The organism is Pantoea phosphatilytica (assembly GCF_051025615.1).
In the GTDB taxonomy this organism is placed as follows: Bacteria; Pseudomonadota; Gammaproteobacteria; order Enterobacterales; family Enterobacteriaceae; genus Pantoea.
This window is the reverse complement of record NZ_JBPFDF010000004.1, coordinates 197927-214183: the sequence shown is the minus strand read 5'-3', so window position 1 is coordinate 214183 and position 16257 is coordinate 197927. Positions and strand designations below refer to the sequence as shown.

Sequence of the window (16257 nt, the reverse complement as noted above, 5' to 3'; positions counted from 1 at the left end):
CAGCAAAAGTAGTTTTTCCGGCTGAAAACTTGCAAAACCTTACATTCGTAGTCTATGGTTTACCGGTTGCGGTTACTGCCGCTTCACTTACATTTTTCGGCTTCTTATAGCTTTCATTTCCACTGTTTCTGAACACTGTTTGCGGCTGCGAAAGCTATAAGACTCCTTTACTGATGCACCTGAGGAGAATATGGACACCAGAAACTCATCGTCTGAACACCCAAAGAAACATTTCTGGAACAGGAAGCCTAAAGAGCTGACTGTGGATGACATTACCGTGATTGATAACGACATGCTGAAGCGTGCGGTTGGCGCGGCCGCTCTCGGTAATGCGATGGAATGGTTCGACTTCGGTGTCTACAGCTATCTCGCCGTCATTATCGGCAAAGTCTTTTTCCCCGATGCCAATAATGCGGTGCAGCTGATCGCCACCTTTGGCACCTTCGCCGCCGCCTTCCTGGTGCGCCCGATTGGTGGCCTGGTCTTTGGTCCGCTGGGGGATCGCATCGGCCGACAGAAAGTGCTGGCAATGACAATGATTATGATGTCGATCGGCACCTTCTGTATCGGGCTGATCCCGGCCTACTCATCGATTGGCATCATGGCACCGATTCTGTTGCTGGTGGCACGCCTGGTTCAGGGCTTCTCCACCGGCGGGGAATATGGGGGTGCAGCGACCTTTATCGCGGAGTACTCCACCGATAAACGCCGTGGCTTTATGGGCAGCTTCCTGGAGTTCGGCACCATTGGCGGCTACCTGCTGGGTGCCAGCCTGGTGACAGTTATGACAACTGTGATATCGAATGAGGCGATGATGTCCTGGGGCTGGCGCGTGCCGTTCTTTATCGCCGCGCCGCTGGGCCTGTTCGGGCTCTATGTGCGACTGAAACTGGAAGAGACCCCGGCGTTCCAGCAGCACATGGAAAAGCAGGAGGCGCTGGAGCAGAGCAAACCGCGTCTGACGCTGATGCAGATGTTAAGCAAATATCGCGCCCCGATGCTGAAATGTATTGGCCTGGTGCTGCTGTTTAACGTCTCCAACTACATGCTGACCTCTTACATGCCGAGCTACCTGACCGGTGTGCTGGGCCTGCCTGAGCTGAGCGGTCTGCTGCTGGTGATGGTCGCGATGTTCGTGATGATGCCGCTGACGCTGCTGTGGGGTCGCTGGACTGACCGCATCGGTCGTCGTCCGGTCATCGGTTTCGGTGCTGTGGGGCTGATCCTGCTGGCTATCCCGAGCTTTATGCTGATCGGCTCCGGTAATATGTGGGCCGTCTTTGGTGGCCTGCTGATCCTGGGCGTGCTGCATACCTGCTTCAGCGGCACGATGCCGTCGACGCTGCCTGCACTGTTTACCACCGACATCCGTTACAGCGCCCTGGCGATCGGCTTTAACCTCTCGGTGTCGCTGTTTGGCGGCACGACGCCGCTGATTACCGCCTGGCTGGTGGATACGACCAAAAACACCATGATGCCAGCCTACTATATGATGGGCGCGGGCATTATCGGTCTGCTGACTATCCTCACTGTGCGTGAGACGGCCCGCCAGCCGCTGACCGGCTCATCCCCGGCGGTGGCGACCAAAGCGGAGGCGCATCGTCTGATCGACAAGCTGCGCAAGCGCAACAAGCCCGCCGCCACACCGGCAAAATAACGCTTCCGACACCCTGCTCTGCAGGGTGTTTTTTTATCACTTAACCGCCCGGTCGGGTGACCGCATTTAACTGCCGGAAGCGCGCCACTTTTGCCCGATTGCCACACAGCGCCATGCTGCACCAGCGTCGGCGATGCGCTTTAGTCCGGTCGTAAAACCAGAGCGTGCAGGCAGGATGCTCACAGGCACGTACCCTGCTGAAATCCGCCTGGGTCAGCAGCTGCGCGGCCTGCTCCGCCACCTGGCCCAGCCGCTGCACCACATTCTGACCCGCGTAGATTCGCCTGATCTGCCAGACACCCTGCTCTTCACTGAGCTGCAGATGACTGGTGGCCTGCTTCAGCCAGCCATTCAGCGCCTGCCAGTCCACGCGCTCACCCGCTTTCTGCTGCTGCACACTGTCACTAATAAGCTGGCGTAACTGCCGCGCGGCCTGTAACAGCGCACCTTCGGCTTCTTCTGATGCCGGGTCTTCGGATGCCAGTCCGGCCTGCGTCAGCCAGGCTTCCACGTCCCAATCGCTTTGCCAGAAATCGTGCGGCGCGCCCTCAACGATGGCCTGGGTGTTGATGAAATCCAGCGCCGGATGATCGGCCAGAAACCAGGGTCCCTGGCTGCTGTGCGCCTGCGTGTCACTCATGTTACTGCCTCCTCTCATCATGCGGTTCCGGGTTGGCGCCTGCCTTTCAATCCCGATCTTAGCAGGTAACCCGGCTCATGTAACCCCTATAAATTGATTTGACAGGTTACAGCAGGACAGCCTACCCTGCTGGCGTAACCTTTTAAATTTAATTTTACCAGTTACAGGATTTTCTATGAACGCACACTCTGTTTCATACCGCTATCAGCAGGCTGACGGCGTCAACGTTTTCTACCGCGAAGCGGGCGATCCTTCCCTGCCGGTGCTGCTGCTGCTGCATGGCTTTCCCGCCTCATCACATCAGTTCCGGAATCTGATCCCGCTTCTGGCCGACAAATTTCACCTCATCGCCCCCGATTTACCAGGCTTTGGTTTCACTGAGGTCCCCGCTGACCGTCACTATTCATGGACATTTGATGCGCTCGGCCAGACGCTGACCGCGTTTGTCGATGCGCTGGGGCTGACGCGTTATGCGATGTATCTCTTTGACTATGGCGCACCGGCGGGCCTGCGGCTGGCGCTGGCCTATCCCGATCGCGTGACCGGATTGATTTCGCAGAACGGCAACGCCTATCTGGAGGGACTGGGTGAGGCCTGGGCGCCGGTGCGTGCCTTGTGGGCGGACCCCGGCGAAGCGAACGCTCAGGTGGTCCGTGACACTATTCTGACGGCGGAAGGGGTAAAATGGCAGTATCTGCACGGCGTCAGCGATCCGCAGCAGGTCGCGCCGGAAACTTACACGCTGGACACGCTGCTGATGGCACGCCCCGGCAACAAGGAGATTCAGCTGGCCCTGTTTCTGGATTACGCCAGCAATCTGGAACGCTATCCTGCGTTTCAGGCATTCTTCCGCCAGCATCAGGTTCCGACACTGGTGATCTGGGGCAGGCACGATCCCTTCTTCATTCCAGCGGGCGCAGCCGCCTGGCAGCGTGATAATCCGCAGGCGGAGGTTGAACTGCTCGACAGCGGGCATTTTGCGCTGGAGACGCACACCGACGCTATCGCGGCGCGGATACGGGATCGGTTCAGCGCAGAGTAAGGCAATGGGCAGAGGCAGGCGGCTGCCTCTGCGGGTTTGTTGCTATTCGTTACTGAAACGGCCGACCGTGCTGGCCGCACCCAGCGCGTGACCCTTAAGCTGTGAAATCAGCTCTGTCTGAGTCAGGCCCGCTTTCAGCTGACCCACGGGCAGATCGGTGGCGATCAGCACGAAGTTATAGTGATGCAGGCCGCTGCCTGCTGGCGGGCAGGGCCCGTAGTAGTGCAGCGTGCCGGGACTGTTTTTGCCACCGGTATAGTTTCTGCCCTGCGTCAGCGCACCCTGGGCAAACGACGAGCGGCTGGCAGGAATGTTATATGCCACCATATGTGTGACTCCCAGCCCTTTCGCCCCGACCGGATCGGTCATCAGCAGCGCCAGGCTGCGGGTGCCGGACGGAACGGCAGACCAGTTAAGTTCGGGAGAGACGTTCTCACCGGTACAGGCAGGATTACTTTTATTGGCTCCGGCAAACTTCTTATCCAGTAGCGCATTGTCACTGAAGTCTTTTGACTGCAAGGTAAAGACCGACGCTGCCAGTGTGGTCACGGGCAACGCTGCCAGTATCGTCGCGCAGAGTAATTTTTTCACCAGCTACTCCTTTTCAGATTAACCCGGACAGTCACGTCCGTGCGGATTGTGTCGCAGCCTGCTTACTATAACGGCTTTCATGCCGCAGGCCCGGCGGCGCCCCTGTTTCATGAGGAGTAAACGCCAAATCTATGATCGTCGTCGCGCTCAGCCAGTCACCAGGCTGCATGAAACTGCGCCGGTCAGCGGGTCAGCGACCGGCCCGTTTCCTGCCCTGAAATGCCTGAATTTCAGAGCTGCTTCAGCGCCGCGAAGACCCGGGCAACTGCGACCGCTCCCGGATCCGGCACGCCGTTGAGGCTGGCGCTGTTCAGATAAGAGGAGCGCCCCGCGTTCGCCTTCCCCATCCCGGCGGTGGCGTCACTGCCCTGCTGTGCCGCTTCGGCCGCCGTCGCCAGCGATTTACCTGCCACCAGCGCCTCAATCGCGGGCTGCAGCGCATCGATCATCGTGCGATCGCCCTGGCGTGCACCGCCATACTGCTTCATTTTTTCCAGCCCCTGCTTCAACGCCAGCGGCAGCGTATCCCCTTCGGCCAGTTGCTGAGCCGCCGCAGTGAAAAAGATCGCCATCAGCACGCCGCTGGAGCCGCCCATGACCGTCGCCAGGCGTTCACCGACAAGCGCCAGCAAATCGGGTAGGGCATTCAGGGGCAGTTGATGATCCGCACATTCGCGCTGGATCTGACGTGCACCGACCGCAAAGGTGGAGCCGGTGTCGCCATCGCCCACCTGAGCATCCAGTCTGTTCAGCTCGCTTTCGCTGGCAATCAGGGTGTCGCAGATAGCGTTAACCATCGCCGCCACCCCGGAATTATCGGAGGGTTGCGCAGGCTGTGCGCTGGCCTCACGGGTGACCACCACAGGCGCCAGCGGCGCAATCTTCACGGCGTTAACCCAGCCGGTGACCTCGACCGGCGCACAGATCGCCTCCTCCAGCTGCGGGGTCAGCGTCATACGGGTCACGGAAAAGCCTTTCATATCCAGCGCGGTCATCAGCGGGGCCGGGCCAATCAGATAGTCGCACTGCTGGCTGAGCGGCGAGGCGATCAGGTCCCGCGTCACCAGACTCATCTCCAGTGCCGACATGCCGCCAAGATTATTGAGCAGCAGCGCACATCGCTGATCGTTATCCGGCATCACCTTCTCCAGCAGATGCTGCACAATCTGCTGTGCATTCTGCGTCTGCATGACATCCACGCCCGGTTCGCCATGGATCCCCAGCCCCATTTCAACGCTGCCCTCGGGTACGCGCTGACCACTCTCTTCATCCGGCAGATGACAGCCGGAGAGCGCCACGCCCATAGTGGCAATGGCCTGGCTGGCGGCCTCGGCCGCCCCGGTGACCGCCGTGAGATCGTCACCGCGCTCTGCGACAAAACCCGCCACTTTGTGCACCAGCAATGTTCCCGCGACACCGCGCGGCTGCGGATTGTCGGGCAGCGCCACGTCATCCCCGACAATCACCATATTGACGCGGAAGCCCGCTTTGCGGGCTTTCTCGGCCGCCAGACCAAAGTTGAGCCGGTCGCCGGTATAGTTTTTTACGATCAGCAGGCATCCCGCCTCACCGGTCAGGTGAATGATGGCGTTATAAACGGCGTCAACGCTGGGCGAGGCAAACACATCGCCACAGACGGCCGCCGTCAGCATCCCCTTACCAATGAAGCCGACGTGGGCCGGTTCATGGCCGGAGCCACCCCCGGAGATCAGGGCAACCTGCTGCTTCTGCCAGTCACGCCGCATTACGATACGAATAGCGGGATCGACCTGCAGCCGGACCAGGTTTTGCCACGGGCTGGCGTAGATCATGCCATCTAACGCGCTGTCGACGAGCTCATCCTTTTTATTCATTACGAATCGGGTCATCTCTTTTTTTCCTTACAGGCATTTCGGGTAACAGATAAACCAGTGTTGCACACCTCTGGCAACAGTGAGACATCGGCGTCTGGCGATCGTCTGCTGAGCGGTCTGCCGGGCAGCGCCTGGTGTAGACAATTTTTCTCTGATCCATTGATTTTCATCAAATCTCTTTACCGGAAACTGAGAGGTTATGCGCAGAAGCTGAATGGGTAATGGCAGAGGGTAAAAATTCATTTACTGACAGAGGATGTTTTTATGACCCAACGTATGATTCTGAATGAAACGGCCTGGTTTGGTGCAGGCTCGCTGCGCCATTTACCGGAAGAGGTCAGACGTCGTGGGATGCGAAAAGCCCTGATCGTTACGGATAAAGCGCTGGCAGCCGCCGGGGTGCTGAAACGGGTAACCGACCTGCTGACCGCCCATCAGCTTGCGTGGGCGGTTTATGATGCGGTCGTGCCTAATCCGACGATCCGCACGGTACAGCAGGGTGTGGCCGCGTTCAGAGAGGCCGGAGCCGACTACCTGATCGCTGTCGGCGGCGGCTCACCCCAGGATACCAGTAAGGCGATCGGCATTATTATCACTAACCCCGAATTTGAAGATGTGCGCAGTCTGGAGGGCGTCGCCCCTACCCGCTATCCGGCCGTCCCGATTATCGCGCTCCCCACGACGGCAGGCACGGCCGCAGAGGTGACGATCAATTATGTGATTACTGACGAAGAGAATCGCCGCAAGTTCGTCTGTGTCGATCCGCACAGTATCCCAAAAGTCGCGATTATTGATGCGGAGATGATGGTGACGATGCCCGCATCGCTCAGGGCAGCCACCGGGATCGACGCTCTGACGCATGCGATTGAGGGATACCTCACACGGAACGCCTGGGCGATGACCGATATGCTGCACCTCAAAGCGATCAGGATTATCAGTCAGTCGCTGCGTGGAGCGGTAGCAGGAGAGCTGGAATCAGCCGAACAGATGGCGCTGGGACAGTATGTAGCCGGGATGGGCTTTTCCAATGTCGGCCTGGGGCTGGTGCATGGCATGGCCCACCCGCTGGGTGCCTTTTACAACGTTCCACACGGCGTGGCGAATGCCATTCTGCTGCCTCAGGTAATGGCCTGGAACGCCCCCTGCACAGGCGAAAAATATCGCCATATCGCCCACGCCATGGGCGTAAAACAGGCCGATTCGCTGCCGCTGGCGCAGGCACGGGATGCCGCTGTCGGCGCGGTACGCCAGCTCTGTCACGATGTGGGCATCCCCCGTTCGCTGCGCGAAGTCGGCTTACAGGAGGCGGATATTCCTGCGCTGGCGCAGGCGGCGCTGGACGATGTCTGCACCGGCGGTAACCCACGCACGCCCGACCTGGCGGCCGTCATGGCGCTCTACCGTCAGAGCTGAACCTGCGCTGACCGACTCAGGCCCGCCCAGGCGGGCTTTTTTTACTCTTTCGAACGGGTAATTCGCCACAGGTAACCCGGCGGGGATAGCGCCAGCCGCAACGGTTTCAGAAGCATTAAGCCGGGAGTTTTCAGCCTGAAATCGCCCAGGTCAGACGCAGCGCATTCCTGCACTTCACGCCCCCCTTTCTTCCTGATTTCTTTAGATGCTAAACCTCTGTCCCCTTGATCTGGATCACAAAAATCCGCATCATGCGCAGCAAAACCTGACTGACGCTGCGGAGAGCCCGATGACACTGTACCAGGGTATGCTGATTTTTTATGCCGTTGTTGCACTGTTCGCTACGCTAATTACCTTCTTTATTGCCAAAGATAAGCTGAGCATCAAACTGCTAAGCGCCTTTTTAGTCGGTGCCACCTGGCCGATGAGCTTCCCCGTGGCGCTGATGTTTGCGCTGTTTTAATTGACATAATTCACTTTTCGACCAGACTCAGGCAGACGTCCCTGACCTGCACGCTGCGATCACCGACGCGATTCTCTTACAAAAGGGTATATAAGGAGCGGTGATGCGTATTCTCAGTGCGATGATGCTGGTTTCCCTTCTCAGTGCCTGTAGTGCGCCGTGGCACGCTGAAAAACCGGTGCCGGCAGCCGAAACCCGGCAACAGACCTGTCAGCCAGGTTCCACGACCAGCCAGAACGACTGTGGTCACTTTCCCGAACCCGAATTCCACTAACGGTCATATTGTGACTTCTGTTGCAGGATCGATTTTGTGCTATTTCATCGCATAACAAGGCTTTACACTCCGCCAGCCGGTCAGTAAAGTAGCGCCCAGACATCAACTCTGATGCGTAAGCGTTAACGTCAACCAACACCCCCGCAGCACTGCTGCCTGTGATGATCCCTGCCATGATGCCTGAACAGCACTCAGCCCGACCTCATGCTGCGTTTTCCAGCGCCTCTTTTTTCTTATTCGTTCTGCTTCTCACCGCGGCCAATCTGCGGGCACCGATTACCGTCACCGGACCGGTTTTGCCGGATATCCGTCAGACGTTCGGACTTAGCGCCGGGGAAGCCGGTCTGTTTAACTTTATTCCGTTAATGCTGTTCGCCCTGCTCGCGCCACCGGCCGCCTGGCTGGGCAACCGGATCGGCCTGATGCGCAGTCTGTGGGGCGCACTCAGCCTGATCACTGCCGGTTCGCTGTTGCGCTGGCTACCAGCCGAAGCGGCGCTGTGGAGCGGCACGCTGCTGCTCAGCGCAGGCATCGCCGCCGCAAACGTACTGCTGCCACCGCTGATTAAACGCGACTTTACCGCGCACACCGCGCGCTACATCGGCCTGTATGCTGCCACGATGTCGATTACCGCCAGCCTGGCCTCCGGCATCGCCGTGCCGCTGAGTCAGATTTCAGCGGCGGGCTGGCGGCTCTCACTGGTGGTCTGGGCACTGCCCGGGCTGGTAGCCCTGTTCGCCTGGCTGCCGCTGTTACGTCAGCCTCAGCCTGCCTTAGCCTCTTCAGAGGCATCGATCCCACACCGTCATCCCTGGCGCTCAGCGGGCGGCTGGCATATTGCCCTGTTTATGGCGCTGCAGTCGCTGGCGTTTTATACCCTGATCGACTGGTTTACCCTGTTTGCTCAGGACAAGGGGTTCAGTCAGGCGCAGGCTGGCTGGCTGCTGTTCTGGTATCAGGCAGTCGCGATCGTCGCTAACCTGGGATGTATGGTGGCGCTGAAGCGGCTAAAAGATGCCCGGATCACCGCATTCGTCGCGTCATCAGCGATTTTTCTCGGTCTGCTGGGCTTACTGCTTCAGCCGCAGTGGGCCATCGTCTGGCTGACCCTGGCCGGGCTGGGTGCAGGCGCCTCACTGGTGCTCTGCCTCTCGCTGTTTAACCTGCGTGCAGCCAGCCATCCCCAGGCCTCGCAGCTGTCCGGCATGGCGCAGTGTGTAGGCTATGCGCTGGCGGCGCTCGGGCCACTCTTTTTTGGCGTACTGCATGAGCAGAGCGGGAGCTGGACGCTGCCCTTCGGTATGCTGACGCTGCTGAGCCTGCTACAGATGCTGCTGGCACCGCTGGCCGCGCAGTCAAAGCCGATCAGCTAAGAGCGGCCCGCTGCTCATACTTAATAAGTGGCCGTTCGCTGATGCATGGCATCGCGGGCTGCCCGAAACCGACAGGAGAACGGTGTGTCTGAACTGAATAATGCTCTGCTGCAGGAGGTACTCGATCAGGTGCGTCCGCTGGTACATCACGGGAAAGTGGCGAACTACATCCCTGCCCTGGCGGATGTAGCGGCTGACAATCTGGCCATTGCGGTCTGCCTGCGGGATGGCACGCTCTTTCAGGCGGGCGATGCTGAAACGCGCTTCTCCATTCAGTCGATCTCTAAGGCGCTGTCGCTGACGGTGGCGCTGACCCGCTATGACGACAGTGAAATCTGGCAGCGGGTTGGCAAAGAGCCGTCCGGTCAGCCCTTTAATTCGCTGGTGCAGCTGGAGCTGGAACAGGGCAAACCGCGCAATCCCTTTATCAATGCGGGTGCGCTGGTGATCTGCGATCTGCTGGAAACCCGCCTGACCGCGCCGCGCCAGCGGATGCTGGAGATCGTCAGGCAACTGAGTCAGCAGCCTGATATCCACTATGACCGCCATGTTGCCCGCTCTGAGTTCGAGCACTCTGCGCGCAATGCTGCGATCGCCTGGCTGATGAAATCCTTTGGGAATTTCGATAACGATGTCACCAGCGTGATGCAGACCTATTTCCACTACTGCTCGCTCTCGATGAACTGCGTAGAGCTGGCGCGAACCTTTATCTATCTGGCAAATCAGGGCAGAACGCTGGATGGCAGCGAGATGATCACCCCGCGTCAGGCGCGCCAGATCAACGCGCTGATGATCACCAGCGGCATGTATGATGGCGCAGGGGAGTTTGCATGGCGGGTCGGCATGCCGGCGAAGTCCGGCGTAGGCGGAGGGATAATTGCCATCATACCGGGTGAGATGAGCATTGCCGTCTGGTCGCCAGGACTCGACAGCGCAGGAAACTCCCTGGCGGGCACCGCGGCGCTGGAATTACTGACCGAAAAGCTGGGCCGTTCGATATTCTGAGGCTGGCCGGGCCTGATCCGCGCGTCACGGCGCAAAAGGGTGTCCGTCAGCGATGCGGGCTGCCGCCCGCCGCTGTAAACGCAGAGTAAGGCGGCCATAACCGCCCTGTTTCCGCGATGAGGCTTAGTGTTCGATCTGCGCTAAATCACTTTCTTTAAGTCCGGTCAGCTTCAGAACGGTAAGGCGATCCACGCCGTTCTGCAGCATGGCCTGGGCAATTCTCAGCGCGGCTCTGCGCTCGCCTATCTGCTCAAGCTGTTGTGCAATAGTCATCAGTGCATCTCCATGTTGTGGCACATGGCGTGCCAGCTCGCGAACAAAGGCTCGGGCGTCATCCGTTTCACCCGCCTGCACAATATAGTGTACCAGCGAAACTATCTGCGATGAAGAGTGGTAGCCCATCCGCAAAACGGCGATCAGCCTGTCCATCAGTTCCGCCAGATCGCGCTGGCGGATATGCTTCTGTAACAGGCTCAGCGCGGCCATCCGGCGATGTTGCATGATTTCATCGTCCGGGATGATCGTCACATCCACCAGCGGAAAACTGCGGCTGTAAAGGCTGCCTGCCAGCCGCGCATCGTCGAACTCATCCAGCCAGCGGGTGGAATAGGGATAGGGTGAGCGGCGGCCAGCGTAGCAGAGCATGGGGATCACCAGCGGCAGTCTCTTATGCCCCCTTTCCAGATGGCGCTGCATGGCCGCAATCGCATAACGCATCAAACGAAAGGCCATGTGCCTGTCTGGCACAGACTGATGCTCAATCAGGACATGGATATAACCTTCACCCGCCGTGGTTTTCAGACTGTAGAGCACATCGCTGAAATAGTGCCGCAGATCCGTTTCGACAAATGAGCCTGACTCCAGTGTCAGTGTGCTGAGGTCACAGATTTCCCGTAACTTCGGCGGCAGATGCAGCGTCATAAAGTCGCGGGCGATTTCCGGCTGCGTCAGAAACTGCCGGAAGGTTGCATGATGCGGTGTGAGTGTTCCCTCTCTTTTTTTCATCGGCCTCAATCCCTTCTCTCTCCCGCGATAGCGTGACCGCCCCGAACAGCGCGACATCCTGATATGCCGATCCCCGATCGGTAGTAAGCCAACCCCAGGGTCGATAAACCGTCCTGACGGTGACTGTTTGCCTCAGCGGGAAACAGACAGAACCAGGCAGCGTCAACCAGATAATCAGAATCCGCGATGGCTCCCGCCTGAACAGGCTCTCTGCTTAATAGCCAGATTCACTTGCACGGTAAAAGAGTCTGACTGAATTTTTCGAGACGCGCCGGAAAATAAAAGAGAGGTGGGAGTGATCTGCCCGGCGCACGAGGCAGGAGAGGTGATGCCTGCCAGGGCGTGATCCTGCCGCCTGGCAGGCAGCGCCGGGCCGTAACTGTCATTCCACAATTTGCGCGTCTGACTCAGCTCACGAGATTCACGGGCTGGCCCTGAACAAAAGCGGCGATATTGGTCATCACGCCCGACACCAGGTTCTCCACCCCGCTGCGGCTCGCCCAGGCGATGTGTGGCGTCAGCAGCAGCGTCGGCAGGTCGGCCAGCAGCGGATTATCCGCTGCGGGTGGTTCGCTGCTCAGCACATCCAGCGCCGCGCCGCCAATTACCCCCTGCTTTAACGCCGCCGCGAGATCGTCCTCATTGATCAGCCCGCCACGCGCGGTGTTAATCAGTTGCGCGTGAGGTTTCATCTGACTCAGCACCTGCCAGTCGATCAGCTGCCGGGTCTGTTCGCTCAGCGGACAGTGCAGTGATATAATATCGCTGGTCGCCAGCATCTGTTCAAAGCTGACGTAACCCTCGCGTATCCGGTCGCTGCCTTTACGCTCGGCGTACTGCACCTGCATCCCCAGCGCCTGCGCCAGCTGTCCGACCGCCTGACCGATATCGCCTTTCCCGACGATCCCCAGCGTGGCGCCCGCGATATCCTGAATCGGCTGACGATGCAGGCAGAAATGGGCAGCCTGCGGCCAGTCGGTGCGGGTGTTCAGGGTATAGGTCATCAGCTGACGGCGCAGGGCGAAAATCGCCGCAATTACGGACTCGGCGACGCTCTGCGTGGAGTAACCCGGCACGTTACTGACCAGGATACCGCGCGCGCGACAGGCATCGAGATCGATGCAGTCGTAGCCGGTAGCCGCCACGCAGATGAAACGCAGCCCGGGCAGTTGGTCCAGCATATCGGCCCGCAGCGCCACCTTATTGGTGATCGCCACCGTCGCACCGGCCAGCGCGGCGACGACATCACTGGCTGAGGTCTGCGGGCGAATTACCCAGTCGGCCTGCACCTGGCCGGTGGGCAGGGAGAGAGGCACGGTTTCACCATCCAGCATCACAATTTTCATATTTCGTCCCTTATGGATTCCGATTAAACGCAGCCAGCGCTTTCATGTTATTTGTATGTATTTACCGGGTAACAATTAAGTTAAATGATGCTGAAATTAAAGTGAATATGTTCAAAGAGTGCGAATTTTTTCGCATCCAAAGCCACTTTATTTAACGCTTTTATCCCCTTCGCGTTACACTGCCGCCCTGAATTCTGACCCTGTTACGTTCACTGAAATAATGCCGAGATCTTCACTCAGACAACGCCTGACTGCCTGTATTGCGATACTGGCCGTGCTGCTGTTGTTTGTTGCACCGATGATCTCGAAGAATCTCGCTGAGCATCACGCCATGATGGCGGACATGCCGGGTATGTCCGCCATGAGCGCAGAAATGTCAATGATGCATCATCATGGCGAGATGACATCGGCGGCCCCCGAAACCGGCGTTATGAGCTTCGCCTGCGGCTACTGCGACCTGCTGGTCCATGTGCCATTACTGCTCTGGATTTTTATCCCCTTTATCTGGTGGATGTGCCTGATCAGTCGCGCCCCGCCTGCCCCATCCCCCGCCGTGCCACGGCGGCGGCGGCAATGGCGCCTGAACAGGCCGCGTGCCCCGCCTTTTTGCGTCACACTCACCGCTGAATAGTTCGATTAAGTGACAATGTCACCTGATCGCTTTTATCTTTTGAAAAGTGTGGAATGCTATGTCCTCTTCTCAGGAAATCTCGCCTGCGCCACGCGGCACACTGTTTAACCTGCTGCGCCGCCTGCATTTTTACATCGGCCTGTTTATTGCGCCGTTTATATTTGTCGCCGCCCTCACGGGTACGCTCTATGTCCTGACGCCCCAGCTGGAAAAGGCCATCTATCATGATGCCCTGACCGCCGAACCTCAGGGTGCGGCCCAGCCGCTGTCAGCCCAGATCGCCGCTGCCCGCGCGCGCGCCGGTGAATCCGCCCACATCTACGCCGTACGGCCTGCGCCTGGTCCGCAGGAGACGACCCGCGTGCAGTTCAGCGGGCCGGATCTGGGTCCGTCGGAGTCGCGCTCGCTGTTTATCGATCCCTACAGCCTGCAGGTGAAAGGGGATATGACGGTCTATGGCACCAGCGGCGTATTGCCGCTGCGTATGTGGCTGGACCAGCTCCATCGCGGCCTGTTGCTGGGTGATTTTGGCCGGAACTACAGCGAACTGGCGGCCTCATGGCTCTGGGTCGCCGCCCTGGGTGGCCTCGTTTTATGGGCAGGCACCCGGCCACGCAAACGCACCAAAGCCCGGCGCGGGTTTGCGGCTACCCGCCACTGGCACGTCACGCTGGGGCTGCTGCTGGCAGTGGGACTGGTGTTCTTCTCTGTCACCGGGCTGACCTGGTCCCAGTGGGCGGGCAACAACATCGAAAAAATGCGCAGTGACTTCGGCTGGAAGACGCCGCAGGTCAACACCGCCCTGAACGGTGAAGCGCCCGCCGAAGCCGCCGATCCCCATGCCGACCATCGCGGCACGATGGCCGGGATGAACATGTCGGACATGGCGATGCCCGCTAAAACTGCGGCGCCGGTTATGCAGAATCAGCCGGATGCCCGCTGGGATCGGGTGCTGGTCGCCGCGCGCGAGGCCGGACTGGATGCGGCAAAGCTGGAGCTGCGTCAGCCGAAAAAGCAGGATCAGGCGTGGACGGTATCTGAGATCGATCGCCGCTGGCCCAGCCAGGTCGATGCGGTGTCGATCAATCCCACCGATTTCAGCGTGGTGGATCGGGTGACGTTCGCCCATTTCCCGCTGGTGGCAAAACTGACCCGCTGGGGTGTGGATGCGCATATGGGCGTCCTGTTTGGCCTGGCGAATCAGCTGATCCTGGCATTTTTTGGCTTTGGCCTCTGTGCGATGATCGTGCTGGGCTACCGGATGTGGTGGATTCGCCGTCCGGCGGTGCCGCAGCTCAGCCCCGCGCAGACGCTGCTCGCCGCCTGGCTGGCGATGCCACGCTATGCGCAGGGCACCAGCCTGATTGTGATGCTGGCGCTGGGCTATGCGCTGCCGGTGATGGGGGTAAGCCTGCTGCTGCTGGTACTGCTGGATATCCAGCGCTGGCGCAGCGCCCGGCGCGCCCGGATCGTCCGCGTGGATACGGCACCCGATAAGCAGTCTCCGCTGGCTATCGTTCAGTCACGTTTTGCCGTGAAGCGCAAGGAGATGCGTTATTTCCTGCGCAGCGTGACGGTGCTGGCGCTGATTGTCATCGCAGTGATGGCCAATGCGATGATTGGTGGCGTGATCGACCAGTATCAGATCCCCTTCAGTCACTGGTCGCTGACCATGTATATGACACAGGCGATGATGATCCTGCTCTACTCCACGGTCTTCACCGGGCTGCTGTCGATTCCGCTCTGGTATTTCTTCCTGGGAGAGAGCGACGAACAGGGTAACTAGGCCGCTCAGCGGCTTTTGTTCGAAATAACTGACGAAGCCGGGCAATAATCCCGGCTTCTCATTTTCCATCCGGGGTCTATGATCGATTGAACTCCTGTTAATAAAGAGCAAATCATGAACATTGTGCGTGCAAACCCCGAACAGCTGTTTGAATACGGCCCCTTTACTGTCCGTCGTCAGCGTCCCGGCGAGGCCTTAAGTCCCCTGCTCAGCGTTGACCTGATGTCACTGAAACTGGACGCCCGGATGCCGATGCAGCAGCATCAGGATGAAGAGGTGTTCACTTACCTGTGGCGCGGTTCGATGCAGCATCAGGACAGCAACGGCGAGCGGACGCAGCTCTCGGCTAAACGGGTCATGGTCGTCAATGCTGGCGATGGCGTGCAGTATGAAGAGTCGGTGCCGTTAATCGAGGCGGAGCTGCTGCAGGCGGTTATACGGCCATCAGAACCTGGCGGCGAGGCGATGACCCAGGTGCTGGAGCGCGACCAGGGGATAATGACCAATGGCTGGACCGAACTGGCCGGACCGGAAACGTCCGACGCACCGCTGGAAATTCGCCAGGAGGTCTACATTTATGACACACTGCTGGAGCGCAACCAGTCGCTGGATGTCCCCTCAATGCCGGGCTTTGTCGCTTATCTTACGGTGCTGGAAGGCATCATCCGCGTCGGTAATCAGCGACTGGGCCGCGGCGATGCGCTTACCGGTTCCGGAAACGGTGTGGAAATAGCGGGCGAACGTGATGCTAATCTGGTCTGTTTCCTGGTGAAACCCGACAATCCGGCTTGAGCCGCCGCGAAAGCACCGGGACGACAGATAAAATCCAGCCCGGAAAAAGCGGGACATGCGGCATCCGCAGAGCCAGGGCAACGTGCCGTGCTCATCCCGCGCGCTGTCCGGGCCTTCGCAGCTTAGTGGCCATTTCTCTGCTGCATCGCCTGCACCCGCCTGTAGGCATTATCGAACTGACGCACATCGTCGCGCAGCCAGTGGCGCTGCGTCAGCGGAGCATCATCCAGCGCCTGGGGCAGCGGCACACCCGCCAGCGATCCCCGGCAGCAGAACGCGCGCGCCAGCGTCGGCGTGTTGATACCGATATAACGGGCAAACTCAGGTAGGGTCATCAGTGAATTGCTCATTTTACACCTCATGTTAATCAATCCATCCCCACATTT

At 59.2% G+C, this 16257-nt stretch carries 16 protein-coding genes; 10 read left to right on the top strand and 6 right to left on the bottom strand.

From position 1 onward, the window contains the following. The first annotated feature begins 190 nt into the window (after positions 1–190). On the top strand, positions 191–1657 hold the full coding sequence (gene proP, locus ACR6AS_RS16000; protein WP_111139636.1) for a glycine betaine/L-proline transporter ProP: 1467 nt from the start codon (positions 191–193) through the stop codon (positions 1655–1657). A gap of 40 nt (positions 1658–1697) precedes the next feature. Here the strand turns inward: proP and ACR6AS_RS15995 are convergent, their stop codons facing one another. Next, positions 1698–2297 carry a CGNR zinc finger domain-containing protein gene (locus ACR6AS_RS15995; RefSeq protein WP_418798764.1) on the bottom strand — a complete coding sequence of 200 codons (600 nt, stop codon included), beginning with the start codon at positions 2295–2297 and terminating at the stop codon, positions 1698–1700. Between the two features lie 175 nt (positions 2298–2472). On the opposite strand from ACR6AS_RS15995, the gene ACR6AS_RS15990 reads away from it, so the two are divergent. Continuing rightward, positions 2473–3339, top strand: coding sequence for an alpha/beta fold hydrolase (locus tag ACR6AS_RS15990; RefSeq protein ID WP_418798767.1), 867 nt, complete (start codon positions 2473–2475; stop codon positions 3337–3339). Between the two features lie 42 nt (positions 3340–3381). Here the strand turns inward: ACR6AS_RS15990 and ACR6AS_RS15985 are convergent, their stop codons facing one another. Beyond that, the gene (locus ACR6AS_RS15985) at positions 3382–3930 is read right to left on the bottom strand and encodes a YbhB/YbcL family Raf kinase inhibitor-like protein (protein ID WP_434162960.1); all 549 of its coding nucleotides are present in this window, start codon (positions 3928–3930) and stop codon (positions 3382–3384) included. 230 nt (positions 3931–4160) lie between these two features. Beyond that, complete coding sequence (locus ACR6AS_RS15980) at positions 4161–5798, bottom strand: dihydroxyacetone kinase subunit DhaK (RefSeq protein ID WP_293772456.1); 1638 nt, start codon at positions 5796–5798, stop codon at positions 4161–4163. Positions 5799–6047: 249 nt separating this feature from the next. Between ACR6AS_RS15980 and fucO the strand changes: the two genes are divergently transcribed. The 5 genes from fucO to glsB all read left to right on the top strand — a co-directional run bounded on the left by fucO (position 6048) and on the right by glsB (position 10311). Further along, complete coding sequence (gene fucO, locus ACR6AS_RS15975; protein WP_293772458.1) at positions 6048–7196, top strand: lactaldehyde reductase; 1149 nt, start codon at positions 6048–6050, stop codon at positions 7194–7196. 289 nt (positions 7197–7485) lie between these two features. After that, entirely contained in the window at positions 7486–7659 is a 174-nt protein-coding gene (locus ACR6AS_RS15970) for a GhoT/OrtT family toxin (RefSeq protein WP_009093071.1), read from the top strand. A 103-nt stretch (positions 7660–7762) separates the two neighbouring features. After that, entirely contained in the window at positions 7763–7933 is a 171-nt protein-coding gene (locus tag ACR6AS_RS15965; RefSeq protein WP_199560000.1) for a hypothetical protein, read from the top strand. A gap of 173 nt (positions 7934–8106) precedes the next feature. Next, the gene (locus ACR6AS_RS15960) at positions 8107–9306 is read left to right on the top strand and encodes a CynX/NimT family MFS transporter (RefSeq protein ID WP_434162956.1); all 1200 of its coding nucleotides are present in this window, start codon (positions 8107–8109) and stop codon (positions 9304–9306) included. An 84-nt stretch (positions 9307–9390) separates the two neighbouring features. Beyond that, positions 9391–10311, top strand: a complete 921-nt coding sequence (glsB, locus tag ACR6AS_RS15955; RefSeq protein WP_434162954.1) for a glutaminase B — start codon at positions 9391–9393, stop codon at positions 10309–10311. A 123-nt stretch (positions 10312–10434) separates the two neighbouring features. Here the strand turns inward: glsB and ACR6AS_RS15950 are convergent, their stop codons facing one another. Together ACR6AS_RS15950 and ACR6AS_RS15945 are read right to left on the bottom strand one after the other, a co-directional pair. Next, the gene (locus ACR6AS_RS15950; protein WP_434162953.1) at positions 10435–11316 is read right to left on the bottom strand and encodes an Rpn family recombination-promoting nuclease/putative transposase; all 882 of its coding nucleotides are present in this window, start codon (positions 11314–11316) and stop codon (positions 10435–10437) included. Between the two features lie 407 nt (positions 11317–11723). After that, positions 11724–12662 carry a D-2-hydroxyacid dehydrogenase gene (locus ACR6AS_RS15945; RefSeq protein ID WP_434162950.1) on the bottom strand — a complete coding sequence of 313 codons (939 nt, stop codon included), beginning with the start codon at positions 12660–12662 and terminating at the stop codon, positions 11724–11726. 220 nt (positions 12663–12882) lie between these two features. Between ACR6AS_RS15945 and ACR6AS_RS15940 the strand changes: the two genes are divergently transcribed. From ACR6AS_RS15940 to ACR6AS_RS15930, 3 genes are all read left to right on the top strand, one after another. Beyond that, positions 12883–13293 carry a DUF2946 domain-containing protein gene (locus tag ACR6AS_RS15940; RefSeq protein ID WP_418798781.1) on the top strand — a complete coding sequence of 137 codons (411 nt, stop codon included), beginning with the start codon at positions 12883–12885 and terminating at the stop codon, positions 13291–13293. Positions 13294–13351: 58 nt separating this feature from the next. Further along, entirely contained in the window at positions 13352–15079 is a 1728-nt protein-coding gene (locus tag ACR6AS_RS15935; RefSeq protein WP_434162947.1) for a DUF2534 family protein, read from the top strand. Between the two features lie 114 nt (positions 15080–15193). Further along, entirely contained in the window at positions 15194–15871 is a 678-nt protein-coding gene (locus ACR6AS_RS15930) for a pirin family protein (RefSeq protein ID WP_434162944.1), read from the top strand. A gap of 122 nt (positions 15872–15993) precedes the next feature. Here the strand turns inward: ACR6AS_RS15930 and ACR6AS_RS15925 are convergent, their stop codons facing one another. After that, a complete protein-coding gene (locus ACR6AS_RS15925; protein WP_418798789.1) occupies positions 15994–16221 on the bottom strand; it encodes a hypothetical protein in 228 nt (75 codons plus the stop codon). Positions 16222–16257: the final 36 nt, after the last annotated feature.